This window comes from Arthrobacter sp. ES3-54 (assembly GCF_029504395.1).
Taxonomy (GTDB): domain Bacteria; phylum Actinomycetota; class Actinomycetes; order Actinomycetales; family Micrococcaceae; genus Arthrobacter.
In genome coordinates, this window is the sequence record NZ_JAQFIF010000001.1 from 502,091 (window position 1) to 527,948 (window position 25,858).

The 25,858-nt window shown below is 66.2% G+C and carries 25 protein-coding genes and 1 tRNA gene; 14 read left to right on the forward strand and 12 right to left on the reverse strand.

What is annotated here, in order from left to right:
* Positions 1–200: 200 nt before the first annotated feature.
* Positions 201–416 (forward strand): hypothetical protein, encoded by a 216-nt coding sequence (locus M2428_RS02400; protein WP_277523301.1) that lies wholly within the window; start codon positions 201–203, stop codon positions 414–416.
* A gap of 15 nt (positions 417–431) precedes the next feature.
* Here the strand turns inward: M2428_RS02400 and M2428_RS02405 are convergent, their stop codons facing one another.
* The 12 genes from M2428_RS02405 to M2428_RS02460 all read right to left on the reverse strand — a co-directional run bounded on the left by M2428_RS02405 (position 432) and on the right by M2428_RS02460 (position 7,519).
* On the reverse strand, positions 432–764 hold the full coding sequence (locus tag M2428_RS02405; protein WP_277523303.1) for a hypothetical protein: 333 nt from the start codon (positions 762–764) through the stop codon (positions 432–434).
* Between the two features lie 81 nt (positions 765–845).
* On the reverse strand, positions 846–1,097 hold the full coding sequence (locus M2428_RS02410; RefSeq protein ID WP_277523306.1) for a hypothetical protein: 252 nt from the start codon (positions 1,095–1,097) through the stop codon (positions 846–848).
* A gap of 14 nt (positions 1,098–1,111) precedes the next feature.
* Positions 1,112–1,675 carry a hypothetical protein gene (locus M2428_RS02415; RefSeq protein ID WP_277523307.1) on the reverse strand — a complete coding sequence of 188 codons (564 nt, stop codon included), beginning with the start codon at positions 1,673–1,675 and terminating at the stop codon, positions 1,112–1,114.
* A complete protein-coding gene (locus M2428_RS02420; RefSeq protein WP_277523309.1) occupies positions 1,672–1,911 on the reverse strand; it encodes a hypothetical protein in 240 nt (79 codons plus the stop codon). The genes M2428_RS02415 and M2428_RS02420 overlap by 4 nt, the downstream gene beginning before the upstream one ends.
* 27 nt (positions 1,912–1,938) lie before the next feature.
* Entirely contained in the window at positions 1,939–2,184 is a 246-nt protein-coding gene (locus M2428_RS02425) for a hypothetical protein (RefSeq protein ID WP_277523311.1), read from the reverse strand.
* Between the two features lie 39 nt (positions 2,185–2,223).
* Positions 2,224–2,499: a hypothetical protein gene (locus M2428_RS02430; RefSeq protein WP_277523313.1), complete on the reverse strand. Its 276-nt coding sequence runs from the start codon at positions 2,497–2,499 to the stop codon at positions 2,224–2,226.
* 26 nt (positions 2,500–2,525) lie between these two features.
* Positions 2,526–3,749 (reverse strand): hypothetical protein, encoded by a 1,224-nt coding sequence (locus tag M2428_RS02435; protein ID WP_277523315.1) that lies wholly within the window; start codon positions 3,747–3,749, stop codon positions 2,526–2,528.
* On the reverse strand, positions 3,733–3,903 hold the full coding sequence (locus tag M2428_RS02440) for a hypothetical protein (protein ID WP_277523316.1): 171 nt from the start codon (positions 3,901–3,903) through the stop codon (positions 3,733–3,735). The genes M2428_RS02435 and M2428_RS02440 overlap by 17 nt, the downstream gene beginning before the upstream one ends.
* Positions 3,904–4,042: 139 nt before the next feature.
* Positions 4,043–4,555 (reverse strand): HNH endonuclease signature motif containing protein, encoded by a 513-nt coding sequence (locus M2428_RS02445; RefSeq protein WP_277523317.1) that lies wholly within the window; start codon positions 4,553–4,555, stop codon positions 4,043–4,045.
* A 565-nt stretch (positions 4,556–5,120) separates the two neighbouring features.
* Positions 5,121–5,196 (reverse strand) — tRNA-Lys (locus tag M2428_RS02450).
* A gap of 116 nt (positions 5,197–5,312) precedes the next feature.
* Positions 5,313–6,464 (reverse strand): PQQ-dependent sugar dehydrogenase, encoded by a 1,152-nt coding sequence (locus M2428_RS02455; RefSeq protein ID WP_277523318.1) that lies wholly within the window; start codon positions 6,462–6,464, stop codon positions 5,313–5,315.
* Positions 6,465–6,505: 41 nt separating this feature from the next.
* Positions 6,506–7,519 carry a hypothetical protein gene (locus M2428_RS02460; protein WP_277523319.1) on the reverse strand — a complete coding sequence of 338 codons (1,014 nt, stop codon included), beginning with the start codon at positions 7,517–7,519 and terminating at the stop codon, positions 6,506–6,508.
* 184 nt (positions 7,520–7,703) lie between these two features.
* Here M2428_RS02460 and M2428_RS02465 point away from each other — a divergent pair, with 184 nt between their 5' ends.
* The 13 genes from M2428_RS02465 (at position 7,704) to M2428_RS02525 (ending at position 25,794) form a co-directional block, all read left to right on the forward strand.
* Positions 7,704–8,666, forward strand: coding sequence for a LysR family transcriptional regulator (locus M2428_RS02465; RefSeq protein WP_277523320.1), 963 nt, complete (start codon positions 7,704–7,706; stop codon positions 8,664–8,666).
* Positions 8,667–8,770: 104 nt separating this feature from the next.
* Complete coding sequence (ilvD, locus tag M2428_RS02470; RefSeq protein WP_277523321.1) at positions 8,771–10,492, forward strand: dihydroxy-acid dehydratase; 1,722 nt, start codon at positions 8,771–8,773, stop codon at positions 10,490–10,492.
* Positions 10,493–10,919: 427 nt separating this feature from the next.
* A complete protein-coding gene (locus M2428_RS02475; RefSeq protein WP_277523322.1) occupies positions 10,920–12,818 on the forward strand; it encodes an acetolactate synthase large subunit in 1,899 nt (632 codons plus the stop codon).
* 2 nt (positions 12,819–12,820) lie between these two features.
* Positions 12,821–13,333 carry an acetolactate synthase small subunit gene (gene ilvN / locus M2428_RS02480; protein WP_069952167.1) on the forward strand — a complete coding sequence of 171 codons (513 nt, stop codon included), beginning with the start codon at positions 12,821–12,823 and terminating at the stop codon, positions 13,331–13,333.
* 84 nt (positions 13,334–13,417) lie between these two features.
* On the forward strand, positions 13,418–14,443 hold the full coding sequence (gene ilvC, locus M2428_RS02485; RefSeq protein ID WP_026538933.1) for a ketol-acid reductoisomerase: 1,026 nt from the start codon (positions 13,418–13,420) through the stop codon (positions 14,441–14,443).
* A gap of 136 nt (positions 14,444–14,579) precedes the next feature.
* Entirely contained in the window at positions 14,580–16,175 is a 1,596-nt protein-coding gene (gene serA / locus M2428_RS02490) for a phosphoglycerate dehydrogenase (RefSeq protein ID WP_277523333.1), read from the forward strand.
* A 205-nt stretch (positions 16,176–16,380) separates the two neighbouring features.
* Positions 16,381–19,167, forward strand: coding sequence for an FtsX-like permease family protein (locus M2428_RS02495; protein ID WP_277523335.1), 2,787 nt, complete (start codon positions 16,381–16,383; stop codon positions 19,165–19,167).
* A 38-nt stretch (positions 19,168–19,205) separates the two neighbouring features.
* Entirely contained in the window at positions 19,206–19,931 is a 726-nt protein-coding gene (locus M2428_RS02500; RefSeq protein WP_143264746.1) for an ATP-binding cassette domain-containing protein, read from the forward strand.
* A gap of 9 nt (positions 19,932–19,940) precedes the next feature.
* On the forward strand, positions 19,941–21,500 hold the full coding sequence (gene metG / locus M2428_RS02505) for a methionine--tRNA ligase (RefSeq protein ID WP_277523339.1): 1,560 nt from the start codon (positions 19,941–19,943) through the stop codon (positions 21,498–21,500).
* A gap of 155 nt (positions 21,501–21,655) precedes the next feature.
* On the forward strand, positions 21,656–22,708 hold the full coding sequence (locus M2428_RS02510) for a 3-isopropylmalate dehydrogenase (RefSeq protein WP_277523341.1): 1,053 nt from the start codon (positions 21,656–21,658) through the stop codon (positions 22,706–22,708).
* Positions 22,709–22,858: 150 nt separating this feature from the next.
* Positions 22,859–23,971: a branched-chain amino acid aminotransferase gene (locus M2428_RS02515; RefSeq protein WP_277523343.1), complete on the forward strand. Its 1,113-nt coding sequence runs from the start codon at positions 22,859–22,861 to the stop codon at positions 23,969–23,971.
* 163 nt (positions 23,972–24,134) lie between these two features.
* The gene (locus M2428_RS02520; RefSeq protein WP_277523345.1) at positions 24,135–24,920 is read left to right on the forward strand and encodes an MBL fold metallo-hydrolase; all 786 of its coding nucleotides are present in this window, start codon (positions 24,135–24,137) and stop codon (positions 24,918–24,920) included.
* Between the two features lie 97 nt (positions 24,921–25,017).
* Positions 25,018–25,794, forward strand: coding sequence for a fumarylacetoacetate hydrolase family protein (locus M2428_RS02525; protein WP_277523347.1), 777 nt, complete (start codon positions 25,018–25,020; stop codon positions 25,792–25,794).
* Positions 25,795–25,858 lie beyond the last annotated feature (64 nt).

Here is a 25,858-nt window from a genome sequence, read left to right on the forward strand (position 1 = left end):
CTCGAGGGGCCAAGGTAGGATTCTGAACTATGAGGAAAGTTGGGGGACTACTCGCCGTTTCTGTTCTTCTGCTGGCACTGGCCGGATGCGCCGAGCACCTTTCTGACGATCAGAAAGTGCAGCTGAGGGCCGGAACCAGCCCGTACCCGCAAGACTTGCTTGCGGACCTCCGGGTCTCGGAGTAGGAATACCGCACGGCAGTGTCCGACGCACACCGCTGTGTGGAGGCGAGCGGGGCTGTTCCCGATCCGGTGACGCAAATTGACGACCACCAACTTGGTTTCGGGTTCGCCATCACCGCGCCGGACGAGAAGGCCGGGGCGCTCATTGATGATGCGGCGCATCGATGCCAGTCGGACTACATGGACGTTACTGCGCGTGTTTGGATGTCCCAGGGAGAGCGGCTGACGAATTAGCTGCCCTGAGACTCATCAGGCGGCAGCCAGGTGTGCGATCGGGTGCTGCTGGAGGTCGGTCAGCTGGGTCCGGACGAGGGCGTCGATGGCGTGGAACCGGGTGGTGCCGTGCTGCTTGATGGTGGCCCCGATCCGGTCCGGGGTCCATTCGCGGACGGCGCTGTTGGGTTTGAGCGCGCCCGTGACGGAACCGATGCGTTCGCCGTCCAGGTAGACGTCGGCGGTCAGCAGCGACGCGGCACCCTCGCCGACCTTGTGGTCCGGGCCGAGTTCGGCTGTGCGGGTGCGGAACCAGGCGGGCCTGTTCAGCTTGCCAGGGGTCACGGGCTTCAGCTTGATGTCAGTCATGGATCTCCAATCGGGGCTGTTCAGCCCCTCATGTGTGCGGAGAACCCCGCAGCCCTCACCGCCCGGCGGAACCGGAGCCAGCTAGAGCAGTAGCCGGCCTTTGGCCCAGCCCCTCACGGCGAGCAGGTCCAGATCCGAGGCGACCGGCCCGTCGCGGAAGTACCGTGCGTACACCGCGTCAGGGTCAAAGGAGGCGAAGGCCAACTCGTCGATGATCTGTTCGAAGGCGTCATGGATCCTGGCGTCATCAGGCGTGGAGCCGAGTTCGTCGGCTAGCGCCTGGATCAGGTCCTCGCGGGTGTGGCGGATAACGTCGTCGGGGTACTGAGGCATCGCTGAACCTCCGGTCACGGGCACAGCGCAGATGCTGTGGCTACATGATAGCGATCCTGTCTACCAAGGCAAGGCAAGGCACCGGCTGAGGTGCCGGCCTTGATGTGCTCGACGGGGTAGAAGTCGATGCGGTTCTTGTCCGTGCGGGCGTAGATGAGCATGTTGTCGGCGGCGATCCCGGCGCCGATCAGGGATTCGATCTCAGCCCGGGCTTCAGCCAGGCTCGCGTGGATGACCCATTCGGTGTTGCGGTCACCGAGCCGGGCACGCGTGACGAAGTCAGGGGAGTCTTCACCGCGGGGCGGCCGGACCGGCTGCGGCGCCGCGGCGTCGATGAGGACCCAGACTTCCCGGTCCTCATCCAAGATGATCGTTTCGTAGGCGCCGGTGAGCATTTCCCAGACGGCCGAGGTCGGGATCGTCTCTTCCGATCCAGGCTCGACCCACGCGTTGGGTCCGGCCTTCTCGTGGATGGACCGGAGGCAGAAGGCGCCGGACACGAGGGAATCGGACACGAGGGAATCGGTGGCGACGGCTTCGAGCTCCGCCTCTGAGCGGACAACACGGTACGGGTTCATGGCGTTTCTTTCCGATACCAGGGCAGCTGGGATTTGAGCGTCCCCTTGGGGATAATGAACAGGGGCTCGAAGTTTCCGGAGGCAGGGTTCAGCTCCTGGATCGACATGTCTTCGGCCACGCCCCTGGAATCGTGCACCCGGTGGGTGACCGCCGCTTTGGCGTAGCCCAGGGACGTGTGTGCCTTCGTCGCCGGACGGCGGTACTTGATGACGGACGTCCACGCACTCGGTTTCAACGGCGCCGGCGCGGCCGCTGCAGGATCCTACAGGACCCACGCTTCAGGGGCGCCCACAGGGCAGTGCATGGTCAGGATGGTCCACACCTCGTTGATGTCCCATTCGCGGGGCGATCCGAACCCGACAAAGATGTCGCTGCGTCCCTCGTTGGGGGTCAGGCCGGCCCAGGCTTTCCGGTAGGCGGAGCCAGGGAAGCGCGGCGGGCAGACGATCGAGTCGATGCGCAGGGCGGCGAGTTCTTCGGGAGTCGTGATGGTGCGGAAGGGTTCCATGCACCCCATGTGTGGGGCAGGGACAGGAAAGCTCTCCGGTCAGGCTGTGGCGCGGTACTTTTCCAGCAGCTGCGTCAATGCGGTCAGGGTGTCGCGGGCCATCTCCGGGGTCAGATCGTCAGGGGAGAAGCTCACGAACGGCCCGACTTTCTCAATGAGGCCGGCGCCCTCCTCTCCTTCCATGCGGCTATGGAACTCCTCGACCCGGGCCGTGGATTCACCGACCGTAACTTCCAGGAGGAAGTGACGCTCGACCTGGTGGTCCGGGTCCTCCCTGCCTGCCGGGGTGTTGGCGAACCCGGTGCTGGTTTCCACGGCCGGGTCCCGCAAGTACGACACCTCTACAGCCAGATGTTCACGGAGGTGCCATGCGTCGGGGTGTAGCTGATGGAGCCGTTTTGGAAGTTCTGAACAGTAACGCCGAAGGAGAGGAATTCGACGGACGTCGGGTAGCCGAGGCGACCGCGTTCTGCACCGGTCGCTGCCCATGCGCCCCGGATCGCTCCGAGAACGGGCCAGCCACCGCTTCCGGGGGAGTAGTAGATGGCACCGTTCTTGAACTGGAACAGCTGGTAGACGCCGCCGTTTTTTAGTCCGCCGATCTCATTGGTGATCGGGTAGCCGATCTTGTCGAAGATGTAGGGTATTCCCCACGCGTGCTGGATGCCTCCCAGGACGTAGTGGGCACCGGTTGCGGGGGACCAGTATATTTCTGGAGTTTGGCTGCCCTTCTGAAACTGCTGGACAACGCCGCCACGTGGTTGTCCGCCGATCTCATCGCCGATTGGGTAACCCAGCTTGCCGAGCCCTGCACCTTGTGATGCCCACAAGCTGCCGATAGCGCCGCGTATGATCCGGGCCTGACGTACGGGGTCCCAGTAGATGGAACCACCCTGATACTTCTGGTAGACATCGCCCCTGCGGAACTCGCCGCCGTTGACTTCGGGGATTTCATCGGTGATCGGGTACCCGAGCACCCCATTCTGGGACCCGGCCGCAATCCACTTTTGGCCGATTCCTCCCCTGGCGGTGTGCACGCCGGTTGCGGGGGAAGCGGCGATCGTGCCGGTGACAAAACTCTGCGCCGAGCCGCCGTTCTTCAGGCCGGACCGGATGTCATTAGTTGGGTAGCCGAGGAAGCTCTTCTGCGCTCCGGCGGCGATCCACTTGGCACCGATGCTGCCCTCAATCACGTGAGCGCCGGTTGCCTTCGTGTAGTAGATCGAACCGTGGTCGTACCTCTGCATGGAGCCACCATTGGTGAGCCCACTGACTTCGGTGCCGACTTTGCTTCCGAGTCGACCCAGCGAAGCTCCGATGGAAGTCCACTTGACCTCGATGGGCGAGGGGGTTGGGATCGGAGACGGCGTCGGCGTGACAACAGGCGAAGGCGCTAGCGTCGGGGCGGCGTGAGCCGGGACGGGTGCCAGCAGGCTGGCAGCGGCCAGCAGGACCGCCGCAGCGGTGCGTGAAATGTTCACTGTTCCCCCAATGACGGGCCGCGGATCGGCGGCCAACTTTCTTGATCCTAACCGAACGATTCGCTGCTCATGGCTTGACCACATCTCCGGTCTTCAGGTCGATGACCGGGATGCTGACGGCGCACAGGACCGCGTTAGGCCAGGGCTTCGGGATCAGGCCGGGGCGTTCGCGGGCGGCGTTGGTGCTGTCAGCGCCGGGTGCACTGTTCCCGGACGGCGCGGTATGCCAGCGCAGCATCGGTAATGTTCCTGCATCCCTCGGCTTCCGGAGAGCAATTCCGGACCCACCACAATTACCGTAGCAGCCACATTGACTTCAGGATCTTCGGCCAATGTGGAGGCATTCGGCTCTTGGGATCGCCGTCATCTCGGAAGGCCTACATGTCATTGAGCAAAGGTCTGGGTGCCTTGGCAAGCAGCAGATGCCCAGGTGCGAGCACGCGCAGGGCGCCTTCCAAGTCAGCAATGCGTTGCAGGTAGGCGCGTCGCCCCAGCATTTCTGCTGTGTTCTCGGCGTGTGTCGCCAGTACGAGGTGCTCGGGGATTCCGCAGAGCCGGATGCCACACTTGTGATGGACACTCAGCCCCCCGATTTCCTGGATAAAGGAACGCGCGGCCTCCAAAACCACACGATGCGCCAAACGGTTCGTTTCCTTGCGGCCAATGTAGCCATAGCCGGCGCGGACGGCCCCCTTCCAGAGCCAGCAGGCGCCCGGGTCCTCAGGATCAATCGAACATCGCGCTTTCAGTATCTGGATGACGGCGGGACCGTCGCACCGGATGATTGCTTGACGCAGAGGTCCCAGCCGCTCGTACCAGCCAGCCTTTCCCGTCAGCGAGTAATGCCCGTAGAAATCGTCAGCCGTCGTCATCGCTTCTCCGAAACTCACCCAGAAGTATATGAGGCGATGTCCTCCTCACCGGATAGTAGAATTGACCTCCGACATCCACGGACGCGAGGCGCCTTCACGGTGCCCATGTTTCACTGACATGAGCCGCGGGATCTGCAGCGAAAAGGCATGTCGCCGTGTACCCCGTCTTTGAGGCGCTTCCCGTCCTTGCCACTGTTGATCCGAGACGAGTTCTTGAGTGCCTTCTCGTGCCGTCAACATTTAGCGCAGCCAGTCCTGGCCGAAGTAAGGGCAAGGGGTCTGCCAAGGCGTTGGAAGCCGAGTTCATCGATGCCGCTTACAGAGACTCAACGCGACGATGATGCGTCGGGCGCAGGCGATTTTAGCCAAACCCGACAGGGCATTCACGTCTGATGTGCTTCGCGCCACCGATGTGATTTGCCGACTTTTCTGGGACGGGATCGAAGCTGTATGGGCGGCCTTGGGCTTCCGCTGCCGGGGGTCGGGCCAGAATAAATAGCCCATAAATATCCCCTCGGAGGAATTGTGGCAAAAAGAAACCCCGTCCCGCTGGCCGCTAGGCCTGCAGGACGAGGTTTCTCTGTGGTGCACCCCCCGGGACTCGAACCCGGAACCCATTGATTAAGAGTCAATTGCTCTGCCAGTTGAGCTAGAGGTGCAGCTGTTGTTTCGTTCCCCGCGGGCTTTTTATTTCCCTCGTTGTTCTCCGCAACGACATGAAACTCTACACGAGATTGGCTGTCGTGTGAAATCGGGCGGTGCGGGGCGGTTGCGGCTAGCCATGAAGGTCCAAAATCAGCGCGAAATCAGGGTTTTGGCCGTTGCTGAGGAGCCATAGCCGGCCGTCAGGAGCCAGAGAAACGTTGCGCACCCGGCCGTACTTTCCCGTGAAATAGCTCACAGGTTCTTCGGCGAATTCGCCCTGGAGGGGAACAACCCAGAGTCTCTGGCCGCGCAGGGCGCCCAGATAGGCGGTACTGCCGACAATTTCCAGTCCGCTGGGGGACGATTCCGCTGTGGACGGCCACACCACTTTGGCATCCAGAAAGCCGGAGCGGTGCGGGGCGCCTGTTACTTCCGGCCAGCCGTAGTTGCCGCCGGGCACGATCAGGTTGAGCTCGTCGTCGACGGTGGGGCCGAATTCGCTGGCCCACAGCCGGCCCGCGCTGTCCCAGGCCAACCCCTGGACGTTCCTGTGGCCGAGGCTGTAGACCGGGTTCTCGCCGAACGGGTTTCCCGGCGCCGGCCGGCCGTCGGCGGTGAGCCGGAGGATCTTTCCGCCCAGTGCCGCTTTGTTTTGCGGCTGGTCGCGGCGCTGCGAGTCGCCCGTTCCCACATAGAGGAATCCGTCGGGCCCAAAGCGGATCCGTCCGCCGTTGTGCGTGCCGGCCTTTGGTATCCCTGTGAAAACGGGCTGCAGGGCGCCGAGCTCCAGCCGGCCGCCGCGCTCCTCCAGCCGCACGCGGGCGATTCTGTTGTCCGCCGCCGCGGTGAAGTAGGCATAGAGGTACCGGTCTTCGGCAAAGTTGGGGGAAAGGGCAAGACCCAGGAGGCCACCTTCTCCGCCGGGTACGACGCCGGGCACCTTGCCGAGCGTACCCAGTTGCCCGCCCTTGATGGTCCTGAGCAGTGCGGTGTCGCGCTCGGAAATGATGGCGGTGCCGTCGGGCAAGTAGACGGTGGACCATGGCAGGTGCAACCCGTCTATGCGGCTGGCAACGGTGGGCTCACGCGGTGTGGCCGCTGGGCTTGCTGGGCCGGAGCCGGTCGCGGTGCCCTCTCCTGACTGGACCACGGGTGAGGTTGGTCCGCCGCCGGTACAGGCAACCAAAAACAACAGCGTAACGGCCAGGGCAGTGGCCCGGGCCACCGCCCTGCTGAAAGGGCGCCTGCGAAAGAAGCGCCTGCCAACCAAACGGGGGAGCATCAAAGGACCGGATGAGATGGGACGCCGGCCTGGGCCGCCAGCTACTGCCGCGTCCGGCGCGGCGGGCGGAACCCGGCTGCTTCGGCGTGGGCTGCGGAGGCAAACCAGACCTCTGCCCGGGTTTCTTCATACGCCGGGCTGGTCTCGTCGTGGTAGATCATGGACGAGGCGTTGCCCTTGACGGTGAAACCGGCAGGGCCGCTTCCGTCGGCTTCCGGCGCCGCTGACCCCTCGCCATAAGGCTGGTCAGTGGCGAGATGGCCGCTGGGCTCGGCCGTGTGGCTTGCGAAGGCCTCGGCCGACGCGGACGAGGTTGCCGTCTGCGTCGTTTCTGCGTCAGCGAGCGACCCGGGGCCGGCCGCGGCAGGCATCGCAGTGCCCGTGCCAGTGCCAGTGCCCATGCCGGTGCCGGTCTTCGTGCCAGTGCCTGTGTCTTCGACGGCTTCGGCAGCTGCCGATTCCGCTCCGGGCAGGGTCGGCGCGTGGGGCTCGGTGTATTCGGGGTGGTGGACCGGATGGCCCGCCGCGGCTGCCGGTTCTGCTGCCGCACCAGGTTCCGCAGTCGCAGCGTGTGCGCCGTGGGCCGCATCAGGATGGGCCCCTGGAATATGCGTATCCGCCGGCGGGGCGGTCTCGGACCACTGGGTCTCCCATTCAGCACTGCCCGGTGTACCTGCTGCTTCCGGACCAGCCGCGGCGGCTTGGGGTTCGGGCGAAGTAGAGGTGGCTGCGGCGGCCGGCTCGATGGTCGGGGCTGTGGCGGCCGCGGGCTCGGGCGACTCGGGGGCGGCCGCCGACTCCTGGGCAGGCGCGGTCGGCTCAGGCGCGGTCTGCTCAGACGTCTGCGCTGCGCCCGGCGCGGCCATGGCCGCTGCCGAACCGGCGGCCGCCGCAGAACCTGCCGCCGCCGTCGGACCGGCCGAAGTGCCGGCAGAGGTGTCCTTGCTGGTGCCTGCGGCGGAATCTGCGCCCGGGCGGCTCTTGTTGCGGTTCAGCAGCCACCAGACCACAGCAACCACCACGATGATGACGACGAGCCAGACGATCCAGTCCATAGCAGAGCCTTTCAGTCCGTATTCAGCCCATGAGGCATGGTTGCCGATGCTTGACCGTACGTCCGGGCGAAGCCGGCTGTCCAGCCTCATGGCGGCCAAGACCGGGCATCCCTCGAACCCAGAGACGGCCCGGTGATCCGGCCCGAACCGAAATCAAACCCGGCCCGGCGTGTAGCCTCGCCTCATGGATTTCAAGCGACTGCAGATTCTGCGCGAACTCGCCGGCCGGGGGACTGTTGGCGCCACTGCCGAGGCCATGAAGGTCACACCGTCGGCTGTGTCGCAGCAGCTGAAGACGCTGCAGGAGGAACTGGGCGTAGTGCTGGTGGAGAAGTCCGGCAGGGGAGTGCGGCTTACCGAGGCAGGGCTGGCAATGGCCGGGGCCGCAGCGGACGTGTCGACGGCCATGGCGCGGGCAGAAGCAACGATCGACACGTACCGGCGGGGCTGGCAGACGCGGGTGGTGGCGGCCTTCTTTCCCAGCGCCGCGGAGATGTTCCTGCCGGGCATGCTCCACCGGGTCAAGGCCGTCGAAGGACTGCGGTTCGAAGCGCATTTCGAGGACCCGGGCGTCGCCGGGTTCGCCGGACTGACCGCGGACTACGACATCGTCCTGGCGCACAGTGTGGACGGTCCGGAAGTCTTCGGCGGCCAGGGCCTGACGGTGGTGCCGCTGCTGGACGAACCGCTGGATGTGGCCCTGCCGGCAGGGCACGCTTTGGCCGGCAAGGCCACGCTGTGCGCCGAGGACGTCGTCGGCTTCCCGTGGATGGGAGTTCCCGAGGGCTTTCCCTTCGACACCGTGCTGCGCCAGATCGAGGTGCGGGCCGACTCGCAGGCCGTCCGCGCCCAGCAGTTCCCGGATCTGCGGGTGCTGGAAGCCCTGGTCAGCGCCGGCCATGGGCTGAGCCTGCTGCCGCGGTACACGGCAGTCAGCAACCAGGGCCGGGGGTTCGTCCTGCGCCCGCTCGAAGGGGTGAAGGCTAGCCGGAGCATCGTTGCGCTGGCCCGTCCGGACGTCGCTGCCCGGACAACCATCCAGCAGGTCCTGGCCATGCTCAAGGCCGAAGCCCAGGGGGTCGCCGAAGCCCCGAAACTACGTGACCCGGCTCACCGGGCCTGCGGAAAACAGCCCCCCAGTTCATGATGTGAGACGAGAGTCCACTATTTGATCGAAATATTCCCGGTTTTCCGCTTAACGCTCCGTTGTGGGGTCGTTGGCGTCTGCGGCGGAGCCCTAGACTTTGAGCCATGAGTCAGGACACCCAAACAGCAGCAGACACCAAGCCGGACATCAAGCCCCGCAGCCGGGTCGTTACCGATGGAATCCACGCCGCCCCCGCGCGCGGCATGTTCCGGGCGGTCGGCATGGGCGACGACGACTTCGCCAAGCCGCAGATCGGCGTGGCGAGCTCGTGGAACGAGATCACCCCCTGCAACCTTTCCTTGAACCGGCTGGCCCAGGGCGCCAAGGAAGGCGTCCACGCCGGCGGCGGGTTCCCCATGCAGTTCGGCACCATCTCCGTCTCCGACGGCATCTCCATGGGCCACGAGGGCATGCACTTCTCCCTGGTGTCCCGTGAAGTCATTGCCGACTCGGTCGAGACGGTCATGCAGGCCGAACGGATCGACGGCTCGGTGCTCTTGGCCGGCTGCGACAAGTCGCTGCCCGGCATGCTGATGGCCGCGGCCCGCCTGGACCTGGCTTCCGTGTTCCTCTACGCCGGCTCCATCATGCCCGGCTGGGTCAAGCTTGAGGACGGCTCCGAAAAGGAAGTCACCCTCATCGACGCCTTCGAAGCAGTCGGCGCCTGCGCCGCCGGCAAGATGAGCCTCGAGGATCTGACCCGCATCGAAAAAGCAATCTGCCCGGGCGAAGGCGCCTGCGGCGGCATGTATACGGCCAACACCATGGCCTGCATCGGCGAGGCCATGGGCATGTCCCTGCCCGGCTCCGCAGCACCGCCCTCCGCGGACCGCCGCCGCGACGAATTCGCCCGCAAGTCCGGCGAAGCAGTGGTCAACCTCCTGCGCCTGGGCATCACAGCCCGCGACATCATGACCAAGAAGGCGTTTGAGAACGCCATCGCCGTGACCATGGCATTCGGCGGCTCCACCAACGCCGTCCTGCACCTGCTCGCCATCGCCCGCGAAGCCGAAGTTGAGCTGACACTCGATGACTTCAACCGGATCGGCGACAGGATCCCGCACCTCGGCGACCTGAAGCCGTTCGGCCGCTACGTCATGACTGACGTCGACAAGATCGGCGGCGTTCCGGTCATCATGCGCGCACTGCTCGACGCCGGGCTGCTGCACGGCGACTGCCTCACCGTCACCGGCAAGACGGTTGCCGAGAACCTCGCCGCCATCAACCCGCCGGACCTGGACGGCAAGATCCTCCGCGCCCTGGACAACCCGATCCACAAGACCGGCGGCATCACCATCCTGCACGGCTCGATGGCCCCCGAAGGCGCCGTCGTGAAGAGCGCCGGCTTCGACGCCGACGTCTTCGAGGGCACCGCCCGCGTCTTCGAACGCGAGCAGGGCGCCCTGGACGCGCTGGACAACGGCAAGATCAAGGCCGGCGACGTCGTGGTCATCCGCTACGAAGGCCCCAAGGGCGGCCCCGGCATGCGAGAGATGCTCGCCATCACCGGCGCCATCAAGGGGGCGGGCCTGGGCAAGGACGTCCTGCTGCTGACCGACGGACGGTTCTCCGGCGGAACCACGGGCCTGTGCATCGGCCACGTCGCGCCGGAAGCCGTCGACGGCGGCCCCATCGCGTTCGTCAAGGACGGTGACCGGATCCGCGTGGACATCGCGGCCCGCACCTTTGACCTGCTCGTTGACGAGGCCGAGCTTGAGGCCCGCAAGGTCGGCTGGGAGCCGCTTCCGGCCAAGTTCACCAAGGGCGTCCTCGCCAAGTACGCCAAGCTAGTCCACAGCGCCTCCACCGGCGCATACTGCGGGTGATTCCTACCCTGGGATTGCGGCGCTAGCGCCGCAATCCCAGGGGCCCTCGGAATCCCCCTTATTAAGCCCTGCCGCCGAAGGCTGCAGGGTCACCAAGGGAAAACCAGGGTCCCAACCAGTGGACAGTGTTGTCCAGATAGTGAGACAGGGGCCGGGCTCGTTGACACCTGTCTCACTCAGAGGGAAAACTGAACGCATGATCGAGATCGTTACCGCCGGAGCCACTGCAGTCGAGAGCACTGCAGATGTTTCCGTCGTACTTACCAAGCGCGTGGCTCAATAGCCTTCACTGGTAACGAACCGTCACGCGCAACCCCTCGAAGAGCCCGCCGGCTGAGGGGTTTTTTTATTTCCCGCACCACAAGCCGCACCACCAGCACCACACCGTAGTTCCACGATCACCGAAGATCCACAAAGGAAGAGTCCGATGAGCAAAGGATCGCCGATCAGCCCCTCGCTGATGGCCACCAAGTCCACTGGAGCCCACAAGGCTCCGGAACGCGTCGAACGTCCGGCTGACGCCGGCGTCGACTCTGCTGCCGTCTCTCCTGTCCTCGGACCGAACAACGTCGTACCCCCGACGGTCATGACCGGTTCGCAAGCAATTGTCCGCTCGCTCGAAGAACTCGGCGTCCAGGACATTTTCGGTTTGCCCGGTGGCGCGATCCTGCCCACCTACGACCCCTTGATGGCCTCCAAAATGAACCACGTTTTGGTCCGTCACGAACAGGGAGCCGGCCACGCCGCGCAAGGCTACGCCATGGTCACCGGACGGGTTGGCGTCTGCATCGCCACCTCGGGCCCGGGTGCCACCAACCTCGTTACCGCCATCATGGATGCCCACATGGACTCCGTGCCGATAGTGGCCATCACCGGCCAGGTCTCCAGCGGGGTGATCGGCACCGATGCCTTCCAGGAAGCGGACATCGTCGGGATCACCATGCCGATCACGAAGCACTCGTTCCTGGTCACAGACCCCAACGACATCCCGCATGTGATGGCCGAGGCCTTCCATCTGGCCTCCACCGGACGCCCGGGCCCGGTCCTCGTGGACGTCGCCAAGGACGCCCAGCAGGGCCAGATGACGTTCTCCTGGCCGCCCAAGATCGATCTCCCGGGGTACCGGCCGGTGGTGCGCGGCCACAACAAGCAGGTCCGCGAGGCCGCACGGCTCATTTCCGGTGCCAGCAAGCCCGTGCTCTACGTCGGCGGCGGAGTGGTCAAGGCCCACGCCTCGGCCGAACTGCGCGAACTCGCTGAGTTGACCGGCGCTCCCGTGGTGACCACCCTGATGGCCCGGGGCGTGTTCCCGGACTCGCACCCGCAGCACGTGGGCATGCCGGGCATGCACGGCACGGTGTCCGCCGTGACCGCCCTGCAGCAGTCCGACCTGCTGATCACCCTCGGCGCCCGGTTCGATGACCGGGTGACCGGCATCCTGAAGTCCTTTGCCCCGAACGCCAAGGTCATCCACGCCGACATCGATCCGGCGGAAATTTCCAAGAACCGCACGGCCGACGTCCCGATCGTTGGCTCGGTCAAGGAGATCATCCCGGAGCTGACCGAGGCCCTGCGCCTGCAGTTCGAGGCGTTCGGCACCCCGGATCTGACCACCTGGTGGGCCTTCCTTAACAACCTCAAGGAAACCTACCCGCTGGGCTGGACCGAGCCCGAGGACGGGCTCAGCGCCCCCCAGCGCGTCATCGAACGCATCGGCGCCCTGACCGGACCCGAGGCCGTCTATGTCGCCGGCGTCGGGCAGCACCAGATGTGGGCCTCGCAGTTCATCAAGTACGAGCGCCCGCACGCCTGGCTCAACTCCGGCGGCGCCGGCACCATGGGTTACGCCGTGCCGGCGGCCATGGGCGCCAAGGTGGGCGAGCCGGACCGCGTGGTCTGGGCGATCGACGGCGACGGCTGCTTCCAGATGACCAACCAGGAACTGGCCACCTGCGCGATCAACAAGATCCCCATCAAGGTAGCCATCATCAACAACTCCTCCCTCGGCATGGTCCGGCAGTGGCAGACCCTCTTCTATGAGGGCCGCTACTCCAATACCGACCTCAACACCGGACACGACACGGTCCGCATCCCGGACTTCGTCAAGCTGGCGGACGCCTACGGCTGCGCTGCCTTCCGGTGCGAACGCGACGAAGACATCGACGCCACCATCCAGAAGGCACTGGAGATCAATGACCGCCCGGTGGTCATCGACTTCGTCGTGAGCCCCAACTCGATGGTGTGGCCGATGGTCCCCGCCGGGGTCAGCAACGACCAGATCCAGGTTGCCCGCAACATGACCCCGGAATGGGAAGAGGAGGACTGAACATGACCCGCCACACATTGTCCGTTCTGGTCGAAGACAAGCCCGGTGTGCTGACCCGCGTCGCCAGCCTCTTCGCCCGCCGGGCCTTCAACATCAATTCCCTGGCCGTCGGCCCCACAGAGGTCCCGGGCATGTCCCGGATGACCGTGGTGGTCGACGCCGATGGCGAGCTGATCGAACAGATCACGAAGCAGCTGAACAAGCTGGTCAACGTGATCAAGATCGTCGAGCTCACCTCAGAATCTTCCGTACAGCGCGACCACATCCTGGTCAAGGTACGTGCGGATGCCGCAACACGCCTGCAGGTCACCCAGGCTGCAGATCTGTTCCGCGCTTCAGTGGTCGACGTCTCCACAGAGTCGGTGGTCATTGAGGCAACGGGCCACCCCGAGAAGCTCACGGCACTGTTGTCAGTGCTTGAGCCTTTCGGCATCCGCGAAATCGTGCAGTCCGGCACCTTGGCCGTTGGGCGGGGATCCCGCTCCATGAGTGACAGGGCCCTACGCAGCGCGTAAGAAACTGCGCAGCGCAGGCGCCCCGTTATACCGCAGCACTACAGACAATATCTACGAAGTATCCACTCAAAAGGAGACACCCCAGTGACTGAAATGTTCTACGACGACGACGCCGACCTGTCGATCATCCAGGGCCGCACTGTCGCCGTCATCGGTTACGGATCCCAGGGCCACGCCCACGCCCTCAGCCTGCGCGATTCCGGCGTTGACGTTCGCGTCGGCCTGAAGGAAGGCTCGAAGTCCCGTGCCAAGGCCGAGGCCGAGGGCCTGCGCGTCCTGAACGTTGCCGACGCCGTCGCCGAGGCCGACCTCATCATGGTCCTCACGCCGGACCAGGTCCAGCGCCACGTCTACGCCGAGGACATCGCCCCGAACCTGCAGCCGGGCGACGCCCTGTTCTTCGGCCACGGCTTCAACATCCGCTACGGCTACATCCAGCCCCCGGCCGACGTCGACGTCGCCCTCGTTGCCCCCAAGGGTCCGGGCCACATCGTGCGCCGCGAGTTCGAGGCCGGCCGCGGCGTGCCGGACCTGATCGCCGTCGAGCAGAACCCGTCCGGCAAGGCCAAGGAACTGGCCCTGTCCTACGCCAAGGCCATCGGCGGCACCCGTGCGGGCGTCATCGAGACCACCTTCACCGAAGAGACCGAAACCGATCTCTTCGGCGAGCAGGCTGTCCTCTGCGGCGGCGCCTCGCAGCTGATCCAGTACGGCTTCGAGACCCTCACCGAGGCCGGCTACAAGCCCGAGGTCGCCTACTTCGAGGTGCTCCACGAGCTCAAGCTGATCGTCGACCTTATGGTCGAGGGCGGCATCGCCAAGCAGCGCTGGAGCGTCTCCGACACCGCGGAATACGGCGACTACGTCTCCGGCCCGCGCGTCATCACCCCGCAGGTGAAGGAAAACATGAAGGCTGTCCTGGCCGACATCCAGGACGGCACCTTCGCCAAGCGCTTCATCGATGACCAGGACGCCGGCGCGCCGGAGTTCAAGGCACTGCGCAAGAAGGGTGAGGACCACCCGATCGAGGCCACCGGCCGCGAACTGCGCAAGCTGTTCTCCTGGATCAAGAACGAGGACGACTACACCGAAGGTTCAGTCGCCCGCTAGGCATTGCCCGGCAGGGGAGCCGGACACCATAACTTGGGGTCCGGCTTCCCTGCTGTCCAGCACCACCCGCATCACCAGCACCACCCGATTCACCAAAATCCCCACCAGATACACAAGAGAGCTAAAGAGGTCACCGGTGACAAGCACCAAACCTGTAGTACTCCTCGCTGAGGAACTTTCACCCGCCACAGTCGAGGCCCTCGGCCCGGACTTTGAAATCCGCCAGACTGACGGCTCCGACCGTTCCCAGCTGCTCTCCGCGATCGCCGACGTCGACGCGATCCTGGTCCGCTCCGCCACCCAGCTGGACGCCGAGGCCATCGCCGCCGCCAAGAACCTCAAGGTGATCGCCCGCGCCGGCGTTGGCCTGGACAATGTGGACATCAAGGCGGCCACGCAGGCCGGCGTCATGGTGGTCAACGCGCCGACCTCGAACATCGTCTCCGCCGCCGAACTGACCGTCGGCCACATCCTCAGCCTCGCCCGCCACATCCCGCAGGCCAGCTCTGCCCTTAAAGACGGGGAGTGGAAGCGCTCCAAGTACACCGGCATCGAGCTCTTCGAGAAGAAGGTCGGCATCATCGGCCTGGGCCGGATCGGCGCCCTGGTGGCAGCCCGCCTGAAGGGTTTCGACACCAAGATCCTCGCGTACGACCCCTACATCACCTCCGCCCGGGCCGCCCAGCTCGGCGTCCAGCTGGTGACGCTCGATGAGCTCCTTGCGCAGTCGGACTTCATCACCATCCACATGCCCAAGACCCCGGAAACCGTCGGCATGCTCGGCGCTGACGCCTTCAAGAAGATGAAGAGCACGGCGTACGTCGTCAACGTGGCCCGTGGCGGGCTGGTGGACGAGGAAGCCCTCTATACCGCGCTGCAGGCCGGTGACATCGCCGGCGCCGGTATCGACGTGTTCCATAAGGAACCCAGCACCGACCTGCCGTTCTTCAAGCTCGACAATGTCGTGGTGACCCCGCACCTGGGCGCCTCCACCGACGAGGCCCAGGAGAAGGCCGGCGTTTCCGTCGCCAAGTCCGTCCGCCTGGCCCTGGCCGGCGAACTGGTCCCCGACGCCGTCAACGTCGCCGGCGGCGTCATCGCACCGGACGTCCGCCCCGGCATCCCGCTGATTGAAAAGCTGGGCCGCATCTTCACCGCGCTGACCCACGCCTCCCTCACGCAGTTCGACGTCGAGGTGGCAGGGGAGATCTCCTCGCTCGATGTCAAGGTCCTGGAACTCGCGGCGCTCAAGGGCATCTTCGCCGACGTCGTGACCGAGCAGGTCTCCTACGTCAACGCCCCCGTGATCGCCGAGCAGCGCGGCATCAACGTCCGCCTCATCACCACCCCGGACACCGAGTCGTACCGCAACGTCCTGACCCTGCGCGGCGCCCTCAGCGACGGCAGCCAGATCTCCGTCGCCGGAACCCTGACGGGCCCGAAGCAGATCCAGAAATTGGTCGGCGTCAACGGCTACGAGGTGGAGATCCCGATCAGCGAACACCTCGTGGTGGTTGCCTACTCGGACCGCCCCGGCGTGATCGGCACGATCGGCCACATCCTGGGCATGAACAACATCAACATCGCCGGCATGCAGGTGGCACGCCAGGCAGAGGGCGGCCAGGTGCTGGCCCTGCTGACCATTGACAGCTCCGTTCCCCAGCAGGTCCTTGACGCGATCAAGGCCGGGATCGGCGCTGACATGGTCCGTGAGGTTGACCTCGAGGACTGAAATCCTCCCCGCAGGGCGCCGGCGGCGGCATAACCGCCGCCGGCGGCCACGAGCGGCCGGCCGGTCTGCGTACAATGGCTAGGACCGAATTTCGGGTCTTGGCCGGCAGACCGGCCTTTACTTTTGCACGCCCGGCACGGGACGCCTTCACTTCCGCAGGAAATGAACTGCGGCGTGCGCACGCAATCCAGCTTTCAGGAGCCCAATGAACGCCGTCCAGAGGTTCATCAGAAGCAGAGTGCTTCTGTTGACCGCGTCCATTTTGATCGTCGCCATGTGCCTGTCCGTGCTCGTCCAGGGTCAGTCCCAGGCGGCGCTGAACAGGACCGTGGATCAAAACTCCCGGGGGCTCTATGACGTCCTGGTCCAGGCCAAGGCCGATGATAACGGCGGCCTGATGCAGCCGGACATCGCCACCGGCCAGGGCGGCATCAGCTTCGAGCAGCTGGATTCGATCCGCAAGCTCTCCGGCACCTCGGTGGCCGCACCCATCAGCCTGGTCTCGCGCGTGACGCAGAACCTGGAATCGCCGCGGCTGGACGCCACCGACTACCTCGGCTTCAACGCGGGCCTCGCGGGCACGTCCGGCGACCCGACAGCCACGGACCCGAGCAAGTGGCCGGCAGCGGAATCGGTGCTGAACGACACCCCGAAGAAATACCGCCTCACCGCCAGCGCCGTCAGCTCCGACGGCCACTCCGACCAGACCCTGTTCAAGACCACGGCAGAAGGCTCCCTCGGCAAGGCGAAGCTCGTCGAAGAGGAGGTTGCCGGCGGCAAGAACGTCCGCATCCAGGGCCCGGACGGCGAGACGGGCATCAAGTTCCCCACTCCGGCCGGCGGCTCCGAGCACAATCTCTTCAACCTCTCCGTCTCCCTGCCCATGGCGCCGCAGGTGACCGAGTCCGTCGTCGCCGTCGACCCCGTCTCCGAACGCGCCCTGCTCGGCACGGCCGGCGACTTCCTGGCCCCGCTGGAGAAGGCCCCGCCCGCGGACGCCCGCAACGCCGGCGCGATCGGCCGGCACTTTGAGAGCCTCTTCACCAACGGCATCTCCATGGAACAACTCAAGGAAGGCCCGGACTTCCTCGGCGTCAAGCTCAAGTACTGGGCACCGCTGATGACCCAGTACCAGCAGGCCAAGCGCGACGGCCAGCTCACCGCCGATTCGCAGGCCATCCCGCTGATCGTGCGCTCAGGCACCGCCCTGGACCTGAAGTACTCCGTCAAGATCGAGGAAATCGACGACTCCGGCAACGTCACCAAGGACGTCGGCACCGTGACCCGCTCGCTGGACAAGGACTACCTGCCGTTCGTGTCGAAGTCCCCGTTCGCCCTCGCCTGGCCCGGGTCCAAGGACCTCTCGCAGCTCATGGGTGACACCGGGTCCTTCAGCCAGGGCCTCTACAACCCCGCCACCTGGAGCACCAACTTTGCCGCCGCCCCGGCGTACAAGGACGGCGAAGCCGCCGCCAACGGCGCCGTGGACAAGAGCGCCACCCCCGGTGACTGGGTCACCGTGAACCGGCTGCCGGACAAGGCCGCCAACGGCGCCGCCGTCGACCAGACCCAGCGCGACCCCGTGGACGAGCGCTCCTACCGGCAGAACCTCGAGACCGGCAAGAAGCTGGCCACGCCGCTGGCCATGGTCTACGGCACCTTCGACGCCGCGAACGTCAAGGATGCCGCCGGCGACGTCAACCGGCTGCCGCTGGGCGGCTACGACCCCGCGCCGTTCACCCTGACCAAGGACGCGTCCGGCACGGACGTCAACACCGAACTCAAGCCCTCGCTGAGCGCCACGGGACTGGTCAGCCAGTCCGCCGGTGCCATCACCGACTACTACGGCCTCGCGGCCGCCCGCGGCTATGAGAAGAACGCCTCCGTGATCGACGCCGTCCGGGTCCGCGCCAACGTTCCGGGCAGCTGGAAGCAGGCGCAGCCCGAGGTGGAGAAGCTCGCCAACGAGATCCGCGACATGGGCCTGCAGGCCACCGTTGTGGCCGGTTCGGCCCGCGAGGACGCCAACATCGCCGTTCCCGGCTACTCCAAGGACGGCGCCGGCAAGGAATCACCGCTGGGCACCGTGCAGCAGTCGTGGGTCCGCCAGGACGCCGCGGACGCCGTTTCCAGCTCCCTCACCGCCACGAACCTGACCCTGCTGTTCCTGACCCTCTGCGGCGCCGCCCTCCTGACCGGCGCCTCCACCGTCAGCTACATCCGCAAACGGCGCAGCGAGGCCGGAACCCTGCGTGCCATGGGCTGGACCCAGCGCAAGATCCGCTCCTGGGTGCTGGCCGAATTCGGCGTCGGCGCCGCGCTGCTGGCCGTCGTCGGCGTTGCCCTGAGCCTGATCAGCTGGAGCGCCGCCACCGCGATGGTCTCGGCGTCGGTCCTGGTGCTGTATGTGGGTGCGGCGTTCGTCGCGGCGCAGCAGCTGCGCCACCGCGAGGTGGTGGACCAGGAGCCGCAACACGATGAACGGCTCATTGCGGTCGATTCCCCGCTGACCTTCGCCAACCGGCAACTGAGCACCAACAAGTTCAACACCATCTCGCTGGCCGTTGCAGTCGGTGTCTTCGGCGCGGCTGTTGGCGGACTGGTCGCCCTGCTGATCGACATTCCGCGGGCCGCCGGCGCCAGCGCCCTCAGCGGGCTGGCCGCGGCCAGCATCGCGCTCCCGAGCATCATCCTGGGCGTGTCCGGTGTTGCAGTCGGGCTGCTGCTGACCATGGTCACCGGGCGCTTCGAGCTGCAGGCCAAGCGCCAGTACCTCGGCACGCTGCGGGCCATGGGCTGGAACCCGGACATGCTGGGCCAGGTCCGCCTCTTTGAGAACGCCATGGTGGGAGCCGTCGCGCTGCCCCTCGGCATTGTGGGCGCCCTCGGCATCGGCCTCCTCCTCGCCCCCTATGCCGCGCTGTGGGCCGCAATTGCCGGTCTCGTAGCTGTACTTTGCTGGATTCCGATTGCAACGAAAGTGGTCCAATGACTAACGAGCTGAACCTTGACCGGGAGGCACACGACCGGATGACCGCCAGCACCCGTCGCGGTGCGCACAAGACCCGCGCCAACACGATCGTGAAGGCCACGGACCACGCCACGCCGCTGGAACTGAGCAACATCACCATCCACTACGGCGGCGGCAAGGGCGGTGCCGAGGCCGTCAACGTCGTGGACGACTTCAACATGACGCTGCACGCCGGCGAAATGCACTGCGTCGCGGGCCGCTCCGGCTCGGGCAAGACCAGCATCCTGACCGTCGGTGCGGGGCTGACCCTGCCGACGTCGGGCCGGGTGTTCTGGGAAGGTGACTCGCTCGAGACCATGGGCGACGACGAGATCGCCGACCGCCGCCGCGCCCTGATCGGCTACGTTGACCAGGGCGGTGCCCTGATCGACGGGATGAGCGCGCTGGAGAACGTCCTGCTGCCGGCCGTGCCCGACGGCGAGGTGGAGAAGCGCCGCGACATGGCCAAGGACCTCTTGGACCTCGTGGGCCTGGGCCGGCGCATGCGCCACCGCCCGGCGCAGCTCTCCGGCGGTGAACGCCAGCGCGTGGCGATCGCCCGGGCGCTCATTCTCGGCACCCGCGTCCTGGTGGTCGACGAGCCTACGGCCAGCCTGGACCGTGCCGCGGCCAACCGCATCATCAGCATCCTCAAGGACACCACCTCGGACGGCATTGCCGTGCTGGTCGCTTCACATGACCACGAACTGGTCCGCCAGAGCGATACCCTCACAGAACTGATCTAGATTTAGACCGTGACTTCAACTGATAAGACCCCGTTCTACATCACCACGGCCATCACGTACCCCAACGGGGTGCCGCACATCGGCCATGCGTACGAGTACATCGCCACCGATGCGATGGCCCGCTTCAAGCGTCTGGACGGGTACGACGTCTTCTTCCTGACCGGAACCGACGAGCACGGCATGAAGATCGCCCAGGCCGCCGAGAAGGAAGGCGTCACGCCCAAGGAACTGGTGGACCGGAACGCCGAGATCTACAAGGGGGCGCACGCCGCCCTGGGCGTCTCGTACGACCGCTTCATCCGCACCACCGACGCCGACCACTACGCGGCGTCGCAGGCCATCTGGAAGAAGATGGAGGCCAACGGGGACATCTACCTGTCCAAGTACGAAGGCTGGTATTCGGTCCGCGACGAGGCGTTTTACGTTGAGGACGACACCGTGGTCAAGGACGACGGCATCCGCTACTCGCGCGAATCGGACACCGAGGTCACCTGGACGGCCGAGGAGAGCTACTTCTTCCGGCTCTCCGCCTATCAGGACAAACTGCTGGCGCTCTACGAGGCCCACCCCGAATTCGGTGCCCCGCAGTCCCGCTTCAACGAGGTCATCAGCTTCGTCAGGCGCGGGCTGGAGGACCTGTCCATCAGCCGCACCACGTTCGACTGGGGCGTTCCCGTGCCCGGCAATGACAAGCACGTCATGTACGTGTGGGTCGACGCGCTGACCAACTACCTGACCGGCGTCGGCTACCCGGACGTCGACTCGGAATCCTTCAAGAAGTTCTGGCCCGCCGACGTCCACGTGATCGGCAAGGACATCTCCCGCTTCCACGCCATCTACTGGCCGGCGTTCCTCATGAGCGCAGGACTTGAGCTGCCGAAGCGGATCATGATCCACGGCTTCCTGCAGAACAACGGCGTCAAGATGTCCAAGTCGCTGGGCAACGTGGTGGCGCCCGCGGACTTCGTGGCCCAGTACGGCCTGGACCAAGTGCGCTACTTCTTCCTGCGCGAGGTCCCCTTCGGGGCAGACGGCAACTACAACCACGAGGCAATCGTGGGCCGGATGAACTCCGATCTCGCCAACAACTTCGGCAACCTGGCCCAGCGGTCGCTGTCCATGGTGGCCAAGAATTGCGAAGGCCAGGTGCCCGCGCCCGGCGCGTTCTCCGCCGAGGACACCGCGCTGCTCGGCCAGGCCACCGGGCTGCTGGACGCCGCCCGGGCCGCGTTTGAAAAGCAGGAGTTCAGCCGCGCACTGGAGGCCATCTGGGGTGTCCTGGGGGACACCAACGCCTACTTCGCCGAGCAGGCCCCGTGGGTGCTGCGCAAGACCGACGTCGAACGTATGAACACGGTGCTCTACGTGACGCTCGAGGTGTTGCGGATCGTCGCGATCCTGGCCCAGCCGATCATGCCGACGGCGACGGCGGCCATCCTGCACACGCTCGGCCAGCCAGAGGGCGAGGCGCGCCAGTTCACGGCCCTGGGGACCCCGATCGTCGCCGGCACGGAACTGCCCGCCCCGGCCCCGGCGTTCCCGAAGTACGAGGAACCCGCCGAGGCCTGAGCCTGTCCCGCCCGGCTGCTCCGGCAGGTCGGCAATGCATTGAATGACGCTCCCGCACGTCCGAAAGGAAGGTGCGGGAGCGTCATTTTTCTGCGGGGCGATCGAATAGTGAGACGACTTGACCAGAATGTGGGACTCTTGGCTACGCTGAAAACATGAGCGCATCCACGATTGATCTGGCAGTCATCCCGGGCGACGGCATTGGTCCGGAGGTCACGGCCGAAGCCCTGAAGGTCCTTGAGAAGGCCGCGGCCGCCGAGGGAATCGTGCTCCAGCAGACCCACTACAAGCTGGGTGCGGAGCACTGGCTCGAGACGGGGGAGACCCTGCCCGCGGCCACCCTCGCCGACCTTCGCACGCGAGACGCCATCTTGTTCGGCGCAGTCGGGGCGGCCCCCGGCGATACCCGGATCCCCTCCGGCGTCATCGAGCGCGAACTCCTGCTGAAGCTGCGCTTCAGCCTGGACCACTTCGTCAACCTGCGGCCCTCCCGCCTCTACGCCGGCGTGGGCAGCCCGCTCGCCAACCCCGGCAAGATCGATTTCATCGTGGTCCGGGAGGGTACCGAAGGCCCCTACGTCGGCAATGGCGGCACGCTGCGCGCCGGCACCCCCCACGAGGTGGCCACCGAGGTCTCCCTGAACACGGCCCACGGCGTGGAGCGCGTGGTCCGCGATGCATTCCGCCGGGCCAACGACCGCCCCCGCAAGAAGCTCACGCTGGTGCACAAGCACAACGTCCTGGTCTTCGCCGGCCAGCTCTGGAAGCGCACTGTCGAGGCCGTGGCCCAGGAGTTCCCCGACGTCACGCACGACTACCTCCACGTTGACGCCGCCACGATTTTCATGGTCACCGATCCGGCCCGCTTCGACGTGATCGTCACCGACAACCTGTTCGGCGACATCATCACCGACCTCGCGGCGGCCGTGACCGGCGGGATCGGCCTCGCCGCCTCCGCCAACCTCAACATGGACCGCACCGCGCCGTCCATGTTCGAACCGGTCCACGGGTCCGCCCCGGACATCGCCGGCCAGCAGAAGGCCGACCCCACCGCGGCCATCCTCTCCGCGGCGCTCCTGCTCGACCACCTCGGCTTTGGCGCCGCCGCCCGGAAGATCGAGGCCGCCGTGACGGCCGACGTCGAGGCCCGCGACGGGGCCGTCCGCACCACCAGCGCGGTGGGCGACGCCATCGCGGCGGCGCTGTAGGCCCGCTGTAGCTCCCGCGCTGTAGGCTGCCCGGAGGGGTCGCAAAACCCCGCTTCCAACGGGCGTAAGCTTGTTTCGAATCACCAATATGCTGCCGTGGTCCGAGGGTGAACCACGTTCCCACACCAGGCAGCCGATCGTGGAGGAACCATGACTCAGACTGCCCATGGCGTCGAATTCACCCAGCACCTGTCGGAGACCCCGAAGTCTGCTGAAGAGCGTGCAGCCATCCTGGCAAACCCGGGGTTCGGCGACTATTTCACCGACCACACCGCGATTGTCGACTACACCGTCGACGCCGCAGGCAACGGTGGCTGGCACGACGCTCGGGTTGAGCCCTACGGCCCGATTTCCCTGGACCCGTCCGCCGCAGTGCTGCACTACGGCCAGGAGATCTTCGAGGGCCTCAAGGCCTACCGCCACGCCGACGGCTCGATCTGGACGTTCCGGGCCGAGGCCAACGCCGCCCGGCTGAACAGGTCCGCCCGGCGCCTGGCCCTACCCGAACTCCCGGAAGAGTACTTCCTCGGCGCCATCCGCGAACTCGTCGCGGCGGACAAGGACTGGGTGCCCTCCGGCGACGGCGAAGCCCTGTACCTGCGGCCCTTCATGATCGCCACCGAGGCGTTCCTGGGCGTGCGGGCAGCACGCGAGGTCTCCTTCCGCGTGATCGCCTCCCCGGCCGGCAACTACTTCGGCGGCGAACTCAAGCCCGTTTCCATCTGGATCTCGCGTGAGTACGCCCGCGCCGGCCGCGGCGGAACAGGTGCCGCCAAGTGCGGCGGCAACTACGCCGCCTCGCTGATCGCCCAGCAGGAGGCCGAGGCGCACGGCTGCAAGCAGGTCCTGTTCCTGGATCAGTTCAACGACAATGCCGTCGAGGAACTCGGTGGCATGAACGTCTTCTTCGTCATGAAGGACGGCTCACTGGTCACCCCCGCGCTGTCCGGAACCATCCTGGAGGGCATCACCCGGATGTCCGTGATGCAGGTGGCCCGGGACATGGGCCGGGAAGTCACCGAACGCAAGATCACCCTGGATGAGTGGCGCGACGGCGTTGCCTCCGGAGAAATTGCCGAGGTCTTCGCCTGCGGCACCGCCGCGGTCATCACCCCGATCGGCGTGCTCAAGGACGCCACCGAGTTCATCGGCGCCGAAGACGCCACGGCGGGGGAGACCACCCTGGCCATCCGCGCCCAGCTGCTCGGGATCCAGACCGGCACCGTGGAGGACACCCACGGCTGGCTGACCCGCCTCGCCTGACCCTTAACGCGCACAGCGCCGGAACCACCGGCACGACGGCGGTCCCCACCTTCCGGTGGCGGCCGCCGTCGGCGTCTGCAGCCGCAGGTGGTCCGGTGCAAGGGGGGTTCAGCGCAGGGACAGGGTTAGGTGCAAGGACAGAGTTCAGTGCAAGGATGGGACGGTGAGCACCGAGAAATCCAGCGACATTGTCCGTAGCAGCGAGCTGACCCGGTTCCGCCTCGCGCCGAACCCGGGCCCCATGAGCCTGGCCGGAACCAACTCCTATCTCATTGCCGGCCCGGGGGCGGCGGGCAGGGTCGTTGTCGACCCCGGCCCCCTCGACGATCCGCACCTGCAGGCGCTGGCCGGCGACGGTCCGGTCGAACTCATCCTGATCACGCACCGCCACGCCGACCACACCGCGGCCGCCGCGCGGTTTTCGGAGTTCACGGGCGCACCTGTCCGGGCCGCGGATCCCGCCCACTGCCACGGCGCACCCCCGCTGCGGGACGGCGAAACCATCCGGGCGGCCGGAACGGAGATCAGGGTGCTGGCGACGCCGGGCCACACCGCGGATTCGCTGTGCTTCCACCTGCCGCAGGACGGCCCGCACGGCTCGGTGCTGACCGGGGACACGATTCTGGGCTCCGGAACCACCGTGCTGGACTACCCCGACGGCACCCTGCGCGACTACCTCGAATCGCTGGACCGGCTCGAGCGCCTCGGGCCGGCCACAGTGCTACCGGCCCACGGCCCTGTGCTGCCGGCGCTGGACGCCGTCGCCCGCGCCTACCGGGATCACCGGCAGGACCGGCTTGAGCAGATCCGGGCCGCCCTCGCGGCACTGGGTGAGGACGCCGGCGTCGGTGCCGTCACGGACGCCGTGTACGCCGACGTCGATCCATCCGTCCGACGCGCCGCGGAGCTCTCCGTTGCTGCGCAGCTGGACTACCTGCGCAGGGCTTGACCACTTTCAAGAAGTTTGACTACTTGCGCAGAGCTTGACTTGCACAGCGGGCGCCGCTGAACGGGGGGCCGGGTGACGGGACGGTAGGCTAGGAACCATGCGTATCGCCCGGTTTGTAGTTGATTCTGATCCCCTCTACGGCATCGTGGAAGGTGAGCCCGGCAGTGAGGAAGTCACTGTCATCAAGGGCGACCCGTTCTTCCACGGCGTGGAACGAACCCCCATGAAGCACAAGCTGGAGGACGTCCGCCTGCTGGCGCCGATCATCCCGCGCAGCAAGGTCATCGGCGTCGGCCGCAACTTCGCGGAGCACGCCCGGGAACTCGGCAACGAGGTCCCGGCACAGCCCTTGCTGTTCCTCAAGCCCAACACCTCCGTGATCGGGCCCAACGATCCCATTATCCTGCCGGAGTTCTCCGAGGACGTCTCCTTCGAAGCCGAGCTGTGCGTCGTGATCGGCCGGATCTGCAAGGACGTGCCCGAGAACCGGGTGGACGACGTGATCTTCGGCTACACCTGCGGCAACGACCTCACCGCCCGCGACGTCCAGAAAACGGACCTGCAGTGGGCCCGGGCCAAGGGCTTCGACACCTCGGCACCGCTCGGGCCGTGGATCGAGACCGAGCTCGACACCGAGGACCTGCAGATCCAGGGCCGGCTCAATGGCGAACTGCGCCAGGACGGCAGCACCAACCAGATGATCCGCGGCGTCCGGGAGCTCGTCTCGATCGTCTCGCAGGCCTTCACCCTGCTGCCCGGCGACGTCATCATGACCGGTACCCCGGCCGGTGTCGGCGCGGTAAAGGCCGGCGACCGCTATGAGGTCGAGATCGAGGGCATCGGACGCCTCTCCAACCCGGTGGTCCGCCGCTAACTGCTCCGCAAGGAATTGCTAGCGCCGATTTCGGACAGCCGCACCGTGGATCTGCAGTTCAGAT